We start from the raw sequence: 15,650 nt of genomic DNA, 5'->3' as shown, positions 1-15,650 counted from the left end.
GATGACCGGCCGGACTGATCCTTCATGAAGCGCGCTCCCGTCCATGTCGTGCAGTTGAGGTACGGACAAAATGAAGCATGACCTGAAACGTGGCGCCCTTCTTCTGGCATCGGCAACATTTTTTACCGCCGCCCTCAATGCCCTGCAGAAACTGACCGGATCGTCGCTGCCCGCGCTGGAAATCATTTTCTTCCGCAACCTGTTTTCCCTGCCCTTCGTACTGCTGATCGCGTCGCGCACGGGCATTATCCTGAAAACACACCATTTTGGCGGGCATGTCCTGCGTTCGGTCGTTGGCCTGATCAGCATGATCATGGTGGTGATTACCGTGACGCGCCTGCCGCTGGCCGAACAGCAGGTGCTGTCCTACACGCAGCCGCTGTTCCTGGTGCTGCTGTCCATCCCGCTGCTGCATGAACGGCCATCGCTGCAGCGCTGGATCGCGGTCTCGATCGGGTTTTCGGGCGTGATCGTGGTCGCCCTTGGCAAGGGGCTGCTGCATGGCGCGGGCGGCGCGGTGCCAAGCTGGGCCTATTTCGTAGCCCTGGCGCAGGGGGCGGTGGGTGCGCTGACCACCATGCAGATCCGCCAGCTTTCGGCCACCGAAGCCAGCACCACCATCGCGTTGTGGCAGGCGATCCTCATGACGCTCATGACCGCGCTGCCCCTGCCCTTCATCTGGACCACGCCCGGCATGACCGAAGCCGCGTGCCTTGTCGCCGTCGGCGCCTTCGCCGGGATCGCGCAGGTCCTGCAGACGGAGGCCTTTGCCTCGGCGCAGGTATCCGCCATTGGCCCCTTTGCCTATTCCGGGCTGCTGTGGGCGGCGCTGATCGGGTGGTTCGGGTTCGGTGAAATACCCGGCATCGCCATGGTGACGGGCGGGCTGCTGATCATCGGTTCCGGCGTGTGGATGCTGCGCCATGATCGCCCCGCGAAGCAGAAAGCCGTGGCGGAAGGCACGATGGACGCGGCCACCGGCACCCCGCCATGACGCCATGGCCCGCGCGTGGCGGCCCCACCCAATCGTCATTCACGGCACACCAGGAGTCCTGTAGCGTGACAACAGGTGAAACGACCAACGGCGCACGCAGCGGGCGCGCAATTCCGGCCCGCTACGTGTTCTTCTTTCTTGTGTTCCTGATGTACGCCATCAGCTATGGCGACCGCGCCGCGCTGTCCATCGCCCTGCCGTCCATGGGCAGGGAGTTTTCCCTGACGCCGGTGCAGATGGGCTGGGTTTCATCCAGCTTCCTGTGGTCATATTTCCTGCTCAACCTGCCTTCGACCATCGTGCTTGACATGGTTGGGGCGCGCGCCATCGGCAGTCTTGCCGTGGGCATATGGTCGTTCGCCATGCTGCTGGGCGGCATGGCGCAGAACATCACGCAGTTCCTGCTGACGCGCGTGCTGCTGGGGGTTGGGGAGGCCCCGACCTTTGGCGTGGGCGCCACCGTGGTGCGCAACTGGGCGCAGCCACGCGAACGCGGGTCGGTCATGACCGTGCTGCTGACGGGCATGCAACTTGGCCTGGCCGGCGGCACGATCGCGGGGGCGTACCTGATTACCTTTTTCGGGTGGCGGTGCGAATTCATGGCGCTGGGCGCGGTGGGCATTGCGTGGGCGCTGGTGTGGTGGCTGGTGTACCGCAACCCGGCGCAGAAGGCCGATGCCGCCCCGCGCAGGCCCATCACGGTGCGGGAAATCAGGAACCTGTTCCGCTCCTCCTCCTTCCTGGGGATACTGGTGGTGCAGTGTACGCAGAATTACCTGAACTTCCTGGTCATGTCGTGGATGCCGCTGTACCTGATCCATGAACTGCACATCAACACCACCGGCACGGGCAACAGTACGGCCCTGTGCTACCTGGTCGCGGCCGTTGGCGCGGTCATTATCGGGCGGGTGCTGGAACATGTGGTCTTCCGCAATGGCATTCATCCGCCTTCGCGGCGTTTTATTGTCGCCACCTGCCTTATCGGGGCCGCCACGATCGGGCTGCTGCCGCAGTTCCATACCATGATGCCCATCCTGCTGGTCCTGTCGGGTGCGCTGGCCTGCCTTATGGCGGCCAATGGCGCCAATACCGCGCTGCTGACCGACATGGTGGAAGACGGCCAAAAAATGGGTGCCGTGACCGGTGTCACGCTGACATGCAGCAATTCGCTGGGGCTGCTGTCGCCCATCCTGACCGGGTATATCGTGGCGTGGACCGGCAGTTTCGACATGGCATGGTACATGTGCGCCGCCGCCCTGGTCATCGCAGCCGGGCTGTCACTGGCCATGGTGCGCAACCCGATCCGCATGGATGGGCAGGCGGGGTAAGGTGCTGTCCGGCTTTCATAGTATTGTTGTATGGGGCCAGATGATTTTCGTCGGTATCTAAGCCGCGTCGAAACGATTTACGATGCGCGGCGAGCATAGTGTCCTGTTGCATGAGTAGAAGTGGAGAGAACGTCTGATGCCTGGGTTTGCGGATCGACTGAATGGAATTGGGATTTCGGCTTCCGCCGCGATGACCGACAAGGCATCGATGCTGAAGGCGGAAGGGATGAAGATCGTCAGCCTGTCATCGGGCGAACCCGACTTCCCCACCCCCGAACATGTCGTGGACGCCGCGATTGCCGCAGCACGCGCGGGTGACACCAAATACCCGCCGCAGGATGGCAAGCCCGCGCTGAAAAAGGCGGTGCAGGGCAAGTTCCAGCGCGAAAACCACCTTGATTACGCGCTGGATGAAATCCTGGTGGCCAACGGCGCCAAGCAGATCATCTATGACGCCATGATGGCCACCATCAACCCCGGTGACGAGGTGGTGCTGCCCACGCCAAGCTGGATCAGCTATGCCGATATCGCCCGCCTGGCCGGGGCCTCCATCGTGTCCGTGCCCTGCCCTGCCGAGGGGGGTTTCCGCCTGTCCGCCGCAGCGCTTGAGGCCGCGATCACGCCAAAGACCAAGTGGCTGGTCCTGAACTTCCCCGGCAACCCCACCGGCGCATGCTGCCCGCGCGCGGACATGGAAGCCATCGCCGCCGTCCTGCTGAAGCACCCGCAGGTCTGGATCATGACCGATGACATCTATGAACACCTGATCTATGACGGCTTCACCTTCTGCACGATCGCGGAGGTCGAGCCGCGGCTGAAGGACCGTGTCCTGACCGTCAACGGCGTGTCCAAGGCCTATGCCATGACCGGCTGGCGCGTGGGCTACTGCGGCGGTCCCCGCGCGCTGATTGCTGCCATGAACAACATGCAGGGCCAGTCCACCAGCGGCATCAACACGCTGGCGCAGGCCGCCGCCGTGGCCGCGCTGAACGGCCCGCAGGATTTCCTGAAGGACCGCGCGGCGGAATATCAGGCGCGGCGTGATCTGGTGGTCTCCCTGCTCAACGCCATTCCGGGCGTGCAGTGCCATACGCCGCAGGGCGCGTTCTATGTCTATCCCGACATCAGCGGGTGCATGGGCAAAACCTCGGCCGGTGGCCGCCTGATCGCGACCGACGCCGATTTCGTCATGGCGCTGCTGGAAGAACAGCAGGTGGCGTCCGTGCAGGGCGCGGCCTATGGCATGAGCCCGTTCTTCCGTATTTCCTACGCCACCGACACGGATACCCTGCGCGAAGGCTGCCGTCGCATCGCGGCCTTCGTGGATGGCCTGAAGTAAGGCCGGACCCGTATCCGGGAAAAGGCCGGGGCATCCGGATGGTGCCCCGGTCTTTTTTATGGTCATGCGGCTGCGTTGCGCGGGAAATGGCGCGGCCTTGCATGACCCCGCCTGCGGTCCATCGCCCGGATCATGCGACGGCTGTCAGCGGCACAGCGCCCATGGCAGGACAGCGCCGTCCACCCGCCGCACCGTTACCCCGTAAACCGTGCGCATGATGTCATCATCCAGCACCTGCGTGGCCGGGCCATGACGGATGACGGCGCCATTGTCCATCAGCACCAGTTCATCACAGAACCGGGTCGCCAGGACCAGATCGTGCAGCACGACGACAATGCCCTTCCCCTGCCCCGCCTGCTGGCGGAAAAGCCGCATCATCGACAGGGCATGCGCCGGGTCGAGTGCCGCGATCGGTTCATCGGCCAGCATGACCGGCGTGTCGGTCGCCAGCGCGCGGGCCAGGTTCATGCGCGCCCGTTCCCCACCGGACAGATGGCTGGCCGGGCGCGCGCACAGGTCCAGCAGGCCGGTGGCGGCCAGGGCACGCGCCACCGCCGGATGACGGGCGGCCTGCGCGTTGACCTGCCCATGCGGCAGGCGCCCCAGTGCCACCAGCGCGCGCACGGGCATGGGCGGCGGCGGTTCGCCCTGCTGTGGCACGAAGGCAAGCTGCCGGGCGCGTAACGTCGGGCTGATCCGGCCCATGTCATGGCCCAGCAGCGCGATATGCCCGCGATCAGGGGGCTGCAATCCCGCCAGCATGCGCATGAACGTGCTTTTCCCCGCCCCGTTCGGCCCGATCAGGCCAATGACCCGTCCCCGCGCCAGCGTAAGCGACGCGGCGGCGACAACCGCCCGGTCCCCGCGCCTGAGCGAGATGTCGCGTGCCTGCAGAAGGGTCATGGCACGGTTCTTTTCAGCATGATGACGCGGGCAAGGAAAACCGGCGCGCCCACCAGCGCCGTCAACACGCCCAGTTGCAGTTCAGGCCCGACCGTGACCGCACGCACCACCATATCCGCCAACAGCAGCAGCATGCTGCCCCCCAGAAAGGACGGCACAAGCAGCCGCGATGGCTGATACCCCACAAGCGGCCGCAGCAGGTGCGGCACCACCAGCCCCACAAAGCCGATCGCGCCCGACACCGCCACGCACGACCCCACGGCCACGGCCGCCCCCAGCACGATACGCGTCTGGATGCCCCATGCCCCGTGCAGGCGGAAGCCAAGGCTTTCCGCCACGTCTTCCCCCAGTGTCAGCGCATCCAGCGCACGCCCTGCCGACAGCATGAGCAGCGTGCCACAGGCCACGCCCGGCAGGCAGATCCACACATGGGCAAAGGTCCGGTCCGTCAGCGATCCCATGAGCCAGTGCATGATTTCGAATGATGCATAGGGGCTGGGCACAAGGTTCAGCACCAGCGCCGTCAGGGCCGCCGCAAAGCTGCTCAGCGCCGCCCCCGCCAGCAGCAGCACCAGCGTGCCGCCCCGTCCCACCAGCCCCATCAGGACGACCACGGCACACAGCGCCCCCGTCAGCCCGCCCAGCGGCAGGGCCGCGATGGAAACCTGCATGAGGCCGGTATAGAACACGCTGACCGCCCCCAGCGCCGCGCCACCCGATACCCCCAGGATACCGGGATCGGCCAGCGGGTTACGCAGGTACCCCTGCAACACCGCCCCCGACAGGCCCAGCGTTCCCCCCACCATGATGGCAAGAAGCGTGCGCGGCAGGCGCAGCTGCCCCACGATGACGGCACCCGCGCCATGCCGCCCCGCCAGCAGGTCCGCCAGCGCATGCGCGAACATGACACGGGTTTCCCCCCACATGAGCGACGCGCAGGACAGGCCCGCCACCCCCACCAGAAGCATGATGTTCAGTAACAGGGCATTAGGGGCAGGTTTCACCGGATGGTCCCCAGTCTGTCGCGGGCGGCACGCAGCATGGCGACACTGTCCAGTGTCTGCGGCAGGCCACACAACCACAGCCGGGCGGGCAGATCCAGATGGTGCGGCCCGGCAAAGGCCTGTTTCAGCGCGGGATGATCCAGCATGGACTGTGCCAGGGACGTGCCCTGCCCCGAACGGTCCAGCACCAGCAGGTCGGGCGGGTGCGCGATCAGGATCTCCATGGAAAAGCGGGCCGTCCCCTGCCGGTCCATGACAGTTGCATAATTGCGCAGGCCAGCATGGGCCAGGACATCATCGGGCAATGACCCCGCGCGGGTGACGAAACCATTGGCGGCGTAGATCGCGGCTGTCGGGTCGGCGGGACCGGGATTGGCTGAAAGGGATGCAAGGCGGCGGGCAAAATCCCCGGCCAGCGCGCGCCCCCGTGCGCCGGCGCCAATGGCGTTCGCCACCGTCATGATCTGGCCGGGAATATCCGCCAGCGCCTGCGCGGGCGGCAGGACGACAACCCGCGCCCCCCATTCACGCGCGGCCTGAATGGCGACAGCCGCGGTATAGGTCTCCCCCAGTACGATATCAGGGTGGGACGCCACGACATTTTCCGCCGTGGGGCGCAGGATCGGCACATTGCGCGCCTGTTCGCACAGCACGGCATTCCAGCAGTCGCGCGCAAGCGGCGTCACGCCCACGATCTGCCCCGGTCCGGCCAGCAGCAGCAATAACTGGTCGGTGCAGACATTGAGCGACACCACGCGCGGCAGGGACTGCGCCCGCGCCATCGGGGCACAGACAAGAAGACCCGCGACAATGCCCGCCATAACCCCCTTCATGTCAGTAATTCAGCATGAAGCCGCCATAACCGGCGCGACCGGGCTGCAGGTACCCGATCGGTTCCTCGAACTGGCGGTCCAGCAGGTTGTCGGCGCGGGCATAGACGGAAACATAGCGGTTGATCCTGTAACTGGCAGCCACGTCGATGGTGAAATACCCATGCCCTTTTGCGCATGTGCTGCATGTCTCGCTACCGATGACCGGCAGGTCGCGCCAGCCGCTGGTGTACAGGATGTTGCCCGAAAATGTCAGGTCGCGGATGGGGGTCCATGTCGTGTTGAAATTGAATTTGTGCTGCGGACGCTGCTGCAGTTCGTCGTGGTTCGTTTCATCGCGCGCATGGGTCCAGGTGTAGCTGAGGTTGAATTCCAGGGTACGCAGCGCCTTCCAGTTCACGAAGGCTTCCACACCATACATTCGCGCCTTCGCCACATTGGCGTAGGAGTAGTTGTAGTCATATGACGAATCAATCGACAGCGAGGACTGGATCAGGTTCCTGACCCGGTTGTCATACCAAGTTGCGCCGAAATTCAGACGGTCATGCAGCAGTTTCTGCTCAACACCCGCGTCATAGCCGATCAGTTGCTCCGCCTTCAGGTTGGGATTGCCCTTTTCCGAATATCCGGCGCCCACCTGGCTTGCGAACAGCTGGTACAATGACGGTCCATGGAAGCCGGAACCGGCGCTGGCCTTGATGATGGTGCCGGTGCCCGGCACATGGATCGCGGGTGCCACGCGCCATGTCACATGGTTGCCGTAGCGTGAATTGGCGTCGTAACGGATATTGGCTGCGCCGTACAGAATATGGTTCCAGTTCCCCTGATACTGCCCGTAGCCCGCGGTCGTATCCATGCTGGCGGAGGTATCGTATCCGCTATCCCACATGCTGGACGCCGTATGGCTGGTATTGAACGTGTCGTGGAAATGCTCGGCCCCGATCAGCAACTGGCCATACTGCCTGAAATTGAACGTGCCGTGCCAGTCCACCTTCAGTCGGCTCGACCGGTAATAATCGGGATCGGGATTGACCGGGCTGCCGTAGCTTGTGCCCGTCTCCGTCCAGCGGTTGCGGTTGGTCATGTAGCCAAGGCCGAGCACCTGATCGAACAGGCCGTGGAAGGATACCAGATGCGCCGTCCCGCGCACGATAGCCTCGTTCCGGGTGGTCTGTTCCCGCACGCCTCTGTCACCGTACAGATTTTCGCTCTGCAGGTCATACACCGAATAGGAATGGTTGTTGTCCTGTATCAGCCGCGCCGTAAGCCCCAGGTCGAAACTGCGGGTGACGTCATAACCCAGCCGGGTGTTGACGCCACGGTTGTCATCGCGGTTGCCTTCATGCCTCTGCTGCTGGCTGGCGCCATAATATTGTTCGATATAGGACGGAATATTATGGAACCCGTCCATGCGGTAATGGGAAAATTCCACATTGTAATGAAACCGTCCCCGGCTGCCGCGCGCGCCGAATGTCTGGTTGAACGTGCCGTAGCCACCGCCTTCGATCCGGACAAACGGCCTGAAGCGACCCTGTCCGCGTGCGGTGGTGATGTCGATGACACCGGCCATGGCGTCCGCGCCGTACAGACCGCTCTGCGGGCCACGCAGGATCTCGATCCGGCCCATGCCGTCGGTCACGAACGCCCCGGCATCAAACAGGCCGCTGGTGGAACTGCCGTCATTGATGTCCATGCCATCAAGGCGGACCTTGACCTCGTTGGCGTTATTGCCCCGCATGAAAATGGACGACGTGCCACCTGGCCCGCCCGTCTGCACCACGTTCAGCCCCGGCTGGCGCGCAAGGATGTCCGTCAGGCTGCGCCGCTGCTGGGTCTGGATCTGCCGTTCGGTGATGATGGTCATGCTGGTGCCGATGTCATCGGCTGCCGTGGGCCTGCGGGCGGCGCTGACGCTGATCAGTTCGGGCAGGCCCGCATCGCCCGGTGGAACGGCAGCTTTCGGTTTCTGATCCCTGACCACATGCGCGCGGCCGGGCTGCTTTTGTGGCGCGCCCTGCCCGGCAGGGGCATCAGCGCGCGCCACCGCCGCCCCCATTGTCATCAATGTGGTGGAGGCAATCAGCAGATTACGGAAAAGGATCATCGGGTTCAGGTCTCGCGGTCACATCATCGTTGCCACGAGAGCGTGCCACCACACGGTTTCCGGTCCGTAGGGAAATCCGTGGCGCCACACCGTCAGGACACCCCGCCAGACAGTTCCCGGTCGCAACCACTATGACGGCAGGTCTCCTGGCTCACGGCGTGGCATCCTGCACGACCTTCCCGAAAAACCGCAGTTTCCAGTGGCCCGGACCATGACATCCGGCAATGCAAGGACATACCGCTTACAGTTGCGGGGACAGCCGGGGCATTGGATCGCAATCCGCACCCCGTTCCCTTTTCATCCCCCCGCAGGGGGAAACCGTCGGCACGGTTCTGATCGTGCGGGGCGGTCCTGTCAACCCGGGCTGCCTTACGCCCCATGCCCGCTGGCGGCCGTTACCGGGCGGCAGGCAGGGCCTGCTTCAGCAATGCCACGATCCGGGCACAGGCGGCTTCCCCCGCCCCCCTGGCAAAGGGGGAGCTGCGCGCTTCGTAGGTATGGCGGTCATAGCTGCGCGCATCGGGCATGTATTTGGCCCCGCCATCAACCATCGTGGCCACCATGGTATGCGCAAAGGGCGAATGCGCGCGGATCCGGACGCCAAGGCCCGCGGCCAGTTCCGGCTGCACGCCCACCAGCGCAAGGTCACCGATCCGGACCAGCACCACGGGCAGCGCAACCGGCGGCCCCGCATCATAGGAAAATGTCGTGACCGGCCCCGTGGCGCGGTCCGTGCGGGGCGAGAACGCCTGTGACGCCACCTGTATGCTTTCCCGCCGGATGTCGAGTGTCGGTGCATCGACGGCCCTGATCCGTTCCGCCACATCGACAATCTGCGTGCCAAGGCGCGCGCCCAGCAGGTCGACAATCGCGAACCCGGCTTCATGGATGTCAATCCGGGCCGCCCTGCCATCCGCATTGACGACGGGACGGCTGGCCTGAAGATAGGGGGCCTGATCGCCCGCCGCCCCCACCATGAACAGGGCGGTGGCGTCGGGGCCGTACCGTGCCTCGACATGCCGCATGGCCGCACCGGCGAGGTCGGCCGTCACAAGCCTGCCGCCCGTGCTGGTGACCGATCCGTCCATGACCGAGGACTGCACGGCAAAATTCGTCATGATCGCCAGCGGCCTGCCGTCCAGCCGGTCAATGCGCAGCACGCTTACGGTCGGGTCCGTATCCCCCGCGTCATCCGCGCCCAGCCACCAGCCATACGGGGTCCGCACGTCACGGTTCACGCTGACCCGGCTTGTTCCCTGCCCGGCACCCAGGCGCGCGGGCTGCAGGGACGCAAGGGCGCGTGTCGCGGCCTGCCGCGCGGCCTGGATGACCGCCTGCCATGCGGCGGCATTGGCTTTCATGTCCGTGCCCGGCGGCGCCTGCCCCGCTGCGAATATGTGCGGCGCGGAAAAGGTGTGGCTGGCGCTGACAATGATGTCCGGGGTGGCAATGCCCGCGACATCCGTCACGATGGTCCTGATCGCGGTGATCAGTTCACCGGAGATGGATGTCAGGTCCACCACGACAATGGCGAGCCGGGTTGTCCCGTCATCCAGCAGCACGATACGCACGGCCAGCGGGTCGTGCTGTCCGGTAAAGCCGTCAATGGGAAACCGGCCGGACGGGAAAACGATATCGGCCCGCCCGCTGCCCGCACGAAACGCCGGTTTCCCGGTCGTGGCGGCGCGTACCGGTCCCGCACCCAGCGCCACAAGGGCGCCAGAGGCGATGGTCGCCATGAAATCCCGTCTGGATGGCACGATCCTGTCCCCTTTATCCGTTGCGTATGACGGGCACGATATCAGTGCGTCCATCTGTAACAAAAAAAGGCCCGGCAATATGCCGGGCCTTTCGGGTAGCAGGGAGATCAGTTGGAACCGCTGTTCTGGTTCCAGCCACCGTTGCGGTCACCACCGCGACCGCCGCCGTGCTCGCCCCAGCCACCATTCTGGCCTTCACCACCACGACCACCGCCATGTTCGCCCCAGCCGCCATTCTGGCTGTCGCCGCCGCGGTTGCCCTGACCACCGAAGCCACCGTTCCGGTCGCCACGGCCTTCGCCGCCGCGTTCGCCACGATCGCCGTGTTCACCACCGCGTTCGCCGCCCTGACCACCGTTCTGGTCACCGCCACGCTGGTAATCGCCACCCTGGCCGCCACGGTTGCCTTCGCCCCCGTTATGGCGACCGCCGTGATGGCCATGGCCGCCGCGACCACCATGTTCGCCCTGTTCACCGCCCTGGTTCCAGTCATTGGACTGGGCATGTGCTGCCAGCGGAAGGGAGGCGCCAAGTGCCAGTGCGAAAAGAATTGAACGCTTCATAATATGATATCCTTTAATTCGACCCCTAATACATTATGCCGCACGACCATGAATGTAAGGTTTCATGATGTAATAAACCGTATCAGACAGGTCCGGCGCCAGATAATGGTAATTACGTCACCGTAACCATATCGGGGAATATTCTTGATATTCGGTGTATATTCAGGAATGTACGGATCGGCACCCAGACATTTGCAGGCCGTGCCGCAACCCCCTGCAAAAAAACAGGTGAATACCCGACATGATTATGGGAAATATTTCCTAACAGGCTGATCTACCAGTCAGGACGGTCCCGGTTTCTGGTCTGTCCAATCGCCAGCGCCATCGCATGTGCCGTCATGGCCTCTGTCCCCGATGACTTCTTCTGTCTCGTCAGAGAGATCTGCCAGCAGCACGTCTGCGCCCTTGAAGTCACCGACCTGTCCCGCAGTCAGATGAAGGCGGACAGGGCGGCCCAGACCATCGCACACGGCATGGAGTTTTGAGTTTAGGTCACCTTTTGTCCGCCCGATATGGCGGGGAAAAACCTCTTTTGGAGCAGGGAGGCCGATGTCCGGTGCGCCTTGAGGTGTGTCGCATCGATCATCAGGCGCTTTGAACGGCCTGTCTGTTCTGTCAGGGCGACGAAGATCCGGTCAAAGACACCCAGTTGGTGAAGAAATTATCCGTGAAGACAATGTAAGATGGGCGGAACGGTCCCGGAGCAAAAAGCTTAGCCTGATACAGTAATCATGACTGATTGATATTCACGGCACCTTAACAGATAGCGCCTCTCCGTAAAAAACGGAGAGGCGCAGGCATTGATTTTCACGTTCCGGAATTTGCGACCAGAACTGTTTAAAAACAGTTGGCCGGCATCGCAGCCGCACGGGCATGTCCATGAATTGTAATGGCGTCCCCTTTTGCCAGTACCCCCACGATCAGGGCGGTCTGTCCCGTATTCCATGCCATTGCAAGCAGGACGCCGGGAATGCCGGCATCGCCAGAGGGGGGTGACAGCATACCCATTGTATAGGATATCAGGCGGCCATACTCCCCTGCCGTATACGTCACGCCGTGACACCGGCCTGTCCTGCCCGCGGGATAGAGCAGGAACAGCGGGTCATCTTCATACATGGCCTCGGGCGGGTAATCAGGTTCGTACCAGTCCACAACGGCATCATGGTGATGATCGCGTCCCGGCTTCATCATGATTTCCGCATCCCCTGCCGTGACGATCAGTACCAGCCTGACCCGGCAACGGGAACCTGCCGCGTGCAATGCCTTGTCCAACGTGGCCTTCAGGGGGGTGTCGTAGTCGGTTCCATTCCCTGTCAGCACGGCAACCGCACCGCAATCAGCTAGGCGTTCGCCCAGGGTCGGCGCGCCCAGCACGGCTGGCAGCACGACATGCACCGCGCCAATACGGATGCATGCCAGGACGGCAACAACGCTTTCCACCATCAGGGGCAGATGGATCGCCACCGTGTCGCCACGCTGCACCCCCTGGTCCGTCAGGGCATTGGCAAGGCGGCAGACACGTTCATGCAGGTCGCGATAGGACACGGGTTGCATATCGGTCCCCTGCCCGGATATGGCGGGTCTGTCCGCATGGTCCCCCAGATGGCGGTCCACGCACAGGGCGGAAATATTCAGCATGCGCTGCCCGTGCGCGGGCGACGATGACATGCCATGAAGGACGGCATGGCCCGTCATTGGTGGAAATGCCCGCCCCATGGCAGGGGCTGACAGAATGGAAACGTTATCATGCATCATATGGGTCATGGTCGTGTTCCTTGGCGTTCAGTGCATGCGCGAAGCGCCATGCAGGGCTGCAGTCAGTCAACGGCGATGTTGCATGTCAATCGCCCCGGGGTATCGGGTGCCTGAAACGGCAGTTATTATGTTTATTCTTGCCCGACCCTGGCGTTCGTCTTTACTGCTCTTGTTTTTGTTGATGGGGACTGTGACAAATCCCGGTTGCAAACGGAAGACGTTTTGCCGTTTAAAAGAGCGAACACCACGAAGCGGATTGCAAAGATTGCAAAGATGAAAAAACCCGCCACCAAGACCTTTACCGGATCGCGTATCCGCCACCAGCGCACCCGTGTCGGCATGACACAGAGCGCACTGGCCCGGAAGCTGGACATATCCGCCAGTTACCTGAACCAGATCGAACATGACGCCCGCCCCCTGCCGCTGACGCTGCTTGATGCGCTGTGTGAGATCTTTTCCGTTGGCGTGGATTATTTCAGCGATACTGAAGAAACACGCGGCATACAGGCATTGCGTGAAATACTGGCTGATCCGGTATTTGATGCCGATGCGGTAAGGCTGGACAGCATTCAGGCGGCGATGCGCGTGGCACCCGACCTGTGCACACAGTTCATCCGGCTCTATCGCGCCTATCTGCTACGGCAGGAACATACGGCCGCCCCCCTGATCGGCCCCGACCTGCCGCAACACGGCGGGGTGCGGGATGCGCCCGACCGGGTGGAACCCTACGAAGCCGTCAATGACTGGGTGCAGGCCCAGCGCAACTATTTTGATGAGGTGGACCGCACGGCCGAACGGCAGGCCGAACAGATGCGGCTTGATGCAGGCAATCCGGGCGAACAACTGACCCGCTACCTTCTGGACCGGCATGGCATCCGCACCGAAATCGACCTTGGCCTGGGGCAGAAGGGCCTGATGTGGCACATGGACCGACGGCACCGCACCCTGTTCCTGTCACGCATCATCCCGTCGGAAAGCAGCACGTTCTGGATGGCGCAGGCACTGGGGCAGCTTGAACACCAGGGGGTATTTGCCCGCACGATCCGCCGTTCCCGCCTGCATGAAACCGAGGCAAGGGGACTGGCGCGCGTCTACCTGACCAATTATTTCGCCGGTGCGCTGCTGCTGCCCTATGAACGTTTCCGGACAACCGCCCGTGACGTGCGCCATGACCTGGAACGGTTGCAGCGTCATTTCGGGGTCAGTTTCGAACAGGCCTGCCAGCGGCTGAGCACCATGCAACGCCCCGGAAGCGAGGGGATTCCGTTCTACTTCCTCAAGACGGATATCGCGGGCAATATCCTGAAAAGCTTCAGCGCGAACCGTTTTACCCAGTCCCGTTTCGGCGGCCCCTGCCCGCTATGGAATATTTTCCGCGCCTTCAGCACGCCCCAGCAGGTGCAGGTCCAGCTATCCCAGACAACCGATGGCGCGCTGTACCTCAACATCGCGCGGACAGTGGGGCGCAGCAGCATATCCTACCTTGACCGCCCGCGCCTTACGGCTGTGGTTCTGGGCTGTTCGATTGCGGATGCCCGGCACCTTGTCTATTCCGCCGGTCTGGACCTGAATGACCCGCGCATGATCATTCCCATCGGGCCGGGCTGCCGTGCCTGCACGCGCGAAAACTGCCATCACCGCGCGCTGCCGATGGTCGGGCACCGTGTCGATATTGATAACGAGGGACGCGGCATCGCGCCCTATCGCACGGCATTGTAAAGGAAGTTGTTTGAAAACATCCCGTTGATAAAAAATAGGAAAAGTTTCTGGGTGTCGCCTTTTTTCAAAAAGGCGACGTCTTTCGAAGCTTTTTGAAAAAAGCTTCACCAAAAACTTTTATAATTTCAGTATGTTAGAAAAAGTCATCCGGGGGACAAATACAAAACGGCTTCCGTAATACCGGAAGCCGCCTGTCACATGTCCTGTCCCCACCGTATTGGCAGGGACAGGGAAACGGGGTCATCAGGCCTTCTGCGTGGATGCCTTGAAGATCTGTTCGATGGACTTCGCGAGGGCTGCGTCAAATTCCGCATCCGTCATGGTGTAGCGCAGGTCTTCGAGCAGCGCGCGCGAGAAACTGGCGATCATGCCATGGTTCTTCGCCAGCCGCTGACACGCTTCATCACGTGGATACCCACCGGACAGCGCCACGACGCGCTGCACGCGCGGGTGCCTGATCAGGTCAAGGTAAAGATCGGCCTTTTCGGGGATCGAGACCTTGATCATCACCTGATAGTCACCGGGCAGCGCATCAAGCCCACGGTGCAGTTCGTCATGCAGCAGGGCTTCCGCCCCTGCCTTGTCCGGGCTTTTGATCAGGACTTCGGGTTCCATGATGGGCACGAGGCCACGGGCCGCAATCTGCTCGGCCAGGGCAAACTGCTGCTTCACGATGGCGGCGACACCCTCACGCTCGGCCAGGCGGATGACCGAACGCGCCTTCGTGCCATAGATGCCCTTGCTGATCGCCTGGTCCAGCAGGGGTTCAAGGTTGGGGATGGGCTTCATCATCTGCACGCCGCCCGCTTCGGCCTCCAGCCCCTTGTCCACCTTCAGGAAGGGGACGACGCCCTTTTCCTTCCACAGGTAGGTGGGAACCGGCGTGTCCTTGACCAGCCCGTTCATGGTCTGCTCGAACAGGATGGCGGCGAGGATGCTTTTGCCCGTGAAGGCCGGGGCGGTAATGACCCTGACCCGCATTTCGTGCATCAGGGCAAACATCTGCGCATCGGTGCTGTAGGCGCTGTCCGGTATGCCGTAATGCCGCAGCGCCCCCGGTGTTGATCCCCCGCTCTGGTCCAGGGCCGCGATGAAACCCGCGTTCTCCGACATGTTCTTGCGCATCTGCTCAACAGGCATTTTTATTTATCCTATGTTCAGTATTTATATACCACCAAGGCGATGATCGGACATCAGGGATAATGTCCCGGGTATGCATTGATTAATAAGTTAAAATGCGGGGGAATGGACGTAAATACAAAAATCACGCAACCGGTTTTCTGCCCGCGCCGGTACCCCCGCATGCGACAGGCAGCCGGGACATGACTGATCTTTGCGCCAGCAGTTCCCT

At 62.7% G+C, this 15,650-nt stretch carries 13 protein-coding genes and 1 riboswitch; of the genes, 4 read left to right on the top strand and 9 right to left on the bottom strand.

Annotated elements, in window-relative coordinates; all coding sequences use genetic code 11:
• Positions 1-70 precede the first annotated feature (70 nt).
• From S101446_RS02840 to S101446_RS02830, 3 genes are all read left to right on the top strand, one after another.
• Positions 71-994 (top strand): DMT family transporter, encoded by a 924-nt coding sequence (locus S101446_RS02840; RefSeq protein WP_019085520.1) that lies wholly within the window; start codon positions 71-73, stop codon positions 992-994.
• A gap of 149 nt (positions 995-1,143) precedes the next feature.
• Positions 1,144-2,322 (top strand): MFS transporter, encoded by a 1,179-nt coding sequence (locus S101446_RS02835; protein WP_157684861.1) that lies wholly within the window; start codon positions 1,144-1,146, stop codon positions 2,320-2,322.
• Between the two features lie 136 nt (positions 2,323-2,458).
• Positions 2,459-3,661, top strand: coding sequence for a pyridoxal phosphate-dependent aminotransferase (locus S101446_RS02830; RefSeq protein ID WP_048851976.1), 1,203 nt, complete (start codon positions 2,459-2,461; stop codon positions 3,659-3,661).
• Positions 3,662-3,805: 144 nt separating this feature from the next.
• Here the strand turns inward: S101446_RS02830 and S101446_RS02825 are convergent, their stop codons facing one another.
• From S101446_RS02825 to S101446_RS02790, 8 genes are all read right to left on the bottom strand, one after another.
• A complete protein-coding gene (locus tag S101446_RS02825; protein WP_087607546.1) occupies positions 3,806-4,564 on the bottom strand; it encodes an ABC transporter ATP-binding protein in 759 nt (252 codons plus the stop codon).
• Positions 4,561-5,532, bottom strand: coding sequence for a FecCD family ABC transporter permease (locus S101446_RS02820; RefSeq protein WP_087607545.1), 972 nt, complete (start codon positions 5,530-5,532; stop codon positions 4,561-4,563). Before S101446_RS02820 ends, S101446_RS02825 begins: the two co-directional genes overlap by 4 nt.
• 32 nt (positions 5,533-5,564) lie before the next feature.
• Positions 5,565-6,389 carry an ABC transporter substrate-binding protein gene (locus S101446_RS02815; protein WP_087607544.1) on the bottom strand — a complete coding sequence of 275 codons (825 nt, stop codon included), beginning with the start codon at positions 6,387-6,389 and terminating at the stop codon, positions 5,565-5,567.
• A gap of 13 nt (positions 6,390-6,402) precedes the next feature.
• On the bottom strand, positions 6,403-8,502 hold the full coding sequence (locus tag S101446_RS02810) for a TonB-dependent receptor plug domain-containing protein (protein WP_087607543.1): 2,100 nt from the start codon (positions 8,500-8,502) through the stop codon (positions 6,403-6,405).
• Positions 8,503-8,621: 119 nt separating this feature from the next.
• Positions 8,622-8,840, bottom strand: a riboswitch (cobalamin riboswitch).
• 57 nt (positions 8,841-8,897) lie between these two features.
• The gene (locus S101446_RS02805) at positions 8,898-10,262 is read right to left on the bottom strand and encodes a neutral/alkaline non-lysosomal ceramidase N-terminal domain-containing protein (protein ID WP_244184425.1); all 1,365 of its coding nucleotides are present in this window, start codon (positions 10,260-10,262) and stop codon (positions 8,898-8,900) included.
• Between the two features lie 107 nt (positions 10,263-10,369).
• On the bottom strand, positions 10,370-10,825 hold the full coding sequence (locus S101446_RS18170; protein WP_157684800.1) for a hypothetical protein: 456 nt from the start codon (positions 10,823-10,825) through the stop codon (positions 10,370-10,372).
• 281 nt (positions 10,826-11,106) lie between these two features.
• The gene (locus tag S101446_RS18730; RefSeq protein WP_157684799.1) at positions 11,107-11,295 is read right to left on the bottom strand and encodes a hypothetical protein; all 189 of its coding nucleotides are present in this window, start codon (positions 11,293-11,295) and stop codon (positions 11,107-11,109) included.
• Between the two features lie 367 nt (positions 11,296-11,662).
• Positions 11,663-12,589, bottom strand: a complete 927-nt coding sequence (locus tag S101446_RS02790; protein WP_087607540.1) for an AMP-binding protein — start codon at positions 12,587-12,589, stop codon at positions 11,663-11,665.
• Positions 12,590-12,853: 264 nt separating this feature from the next.
• Between S101446_RS02790 and S101446_RS02785 the strand changes: the two genes are divergently transcribed.
• The gene (locus S101446_RS02785; protein ID WP_048851982.1) at positions 12,854-14,299 is read left to right on the top strand and encodes a helix-turn-helix domain-containing protein; all 1,446 of its coding nucleotides are present in this window, start codon (positions 12,854-12,856) and stop codon (positions 14,297-14,299) included.
• A 243-nt stretch (positions 14,300-14,542) separates the two neighbouring features.
• Here S101446_RS02785 and S101446_RS02780 read toward each other — a convergent pair whose 3' ends face one another.
• A complete protein-coding gene (locus S101446_RS02780) occupies positions 14,543-15,439 on the bottom strand; it encodes a fructose bisphosphate aldolase (protein WP_019087524.1) in 897 nt (298 codons plus the stop codon).
• Positions 15,440-15,650 lie beyond the last annotated feature (211 nt).

The organism is Komagataeibacter europaeus (assembly GCF_002173515.1).
Lineage (GTDB): Bacteria > Pseudomonadota > Alphaproteobacteria > Acetobacterales > Acetobacteraceae > Komagataeibacter > Komagataeibacter europaeus.
Note: the sequence above shows the minus strand (reverse complement) of the source record. Positions and strands in the feature narration are given on the sequence as shown.

What these genes read in the sequence shown, in the direction of transcription:
- S101446_RS02810 (WP_087607543.1), bottom strand. Translation starts at nt 8,502, where the DNA reads ATGATCCTTTTCCGTAATCTGCTGATTGCCTCCACCACATTGATGACA.
- S101446_RS02790 (WP_087607540.1), bottom strand. Translation starts at nt 12,589, where the DNA reads ATGACCCATATGATGCATGATAACGTTTCCATTCTGTCAGCCCCTGCC.
- S101446_RS02825 (WP_087607546.1), bottom strand. Translation starts at nt 4,564, where the DNA reads ATGACCCTTCTGCAGGCACGCGACATCTCGCTCAGGCGCGGGGACCGG.
- S101446_RS02840 (WP_019085520.1), top strand. Translation starts at nt 71, where the DNA reads ATGAAGCATGACCTGAAACGTGGCGCCCTTCTTCTGGCATCGGCAACA.
- S101446_RS02820 (WP_087607545.1), bottom strand. Translation starts at nt 5,532, where the DNA reads ATGCTTCTGGTGGGGGTGGCGGGCCTGTCCTGCGCGTCGCTCATGTGG.
- S101446_RS18170 (WP_157684800.1), bottom strand. Translation starts at nt 10,825, where the DNA reads ATGAAGCGTTCAATTCTTTTCGCACTGGCACTTGGCGCCTCCCTTCCG.
- S101446_RS02815 (WP_087607544.1), bottom strand. Translation starts at nt 6,389, where the DNA reads ATGGCGGGCATTGTCGCGGGTCTTCTTGTCTGTGCCCCGATGGCGCGG.
- S101446_RS02835 (WP_157684861.1), top strand. Translation starts at nt 1,144, where the DNA reads ATGTACGCCATCAGCTATGGCGACCGCGCCGCGCTGTCCATCGCCCTG.
- S101446_RS02830 (WP_048851976.1), top strand. Translation starts at nt 2,459, where the DNA reads ATGCCTGGGTTTGCGGATCGACTGAATGGAATTGGGATTTCGGCTTCC.
- S101446_RS02780 (WP_019087524.1), bottom strand. Translation starts at nt 15,439, where the DNA reads ATGCCTGTTGAGCAGATGCGCAAGAACATGTCGGAGAACGCGGGTTTC.
- S101446_RS02785 (WP_048851982.1), top strand. Translation starts at nt 12,854, where the DNA reads ATGAAAAAACCCGCCACCAAGACCTTTACCGGATCGCGTATCCGCCAC.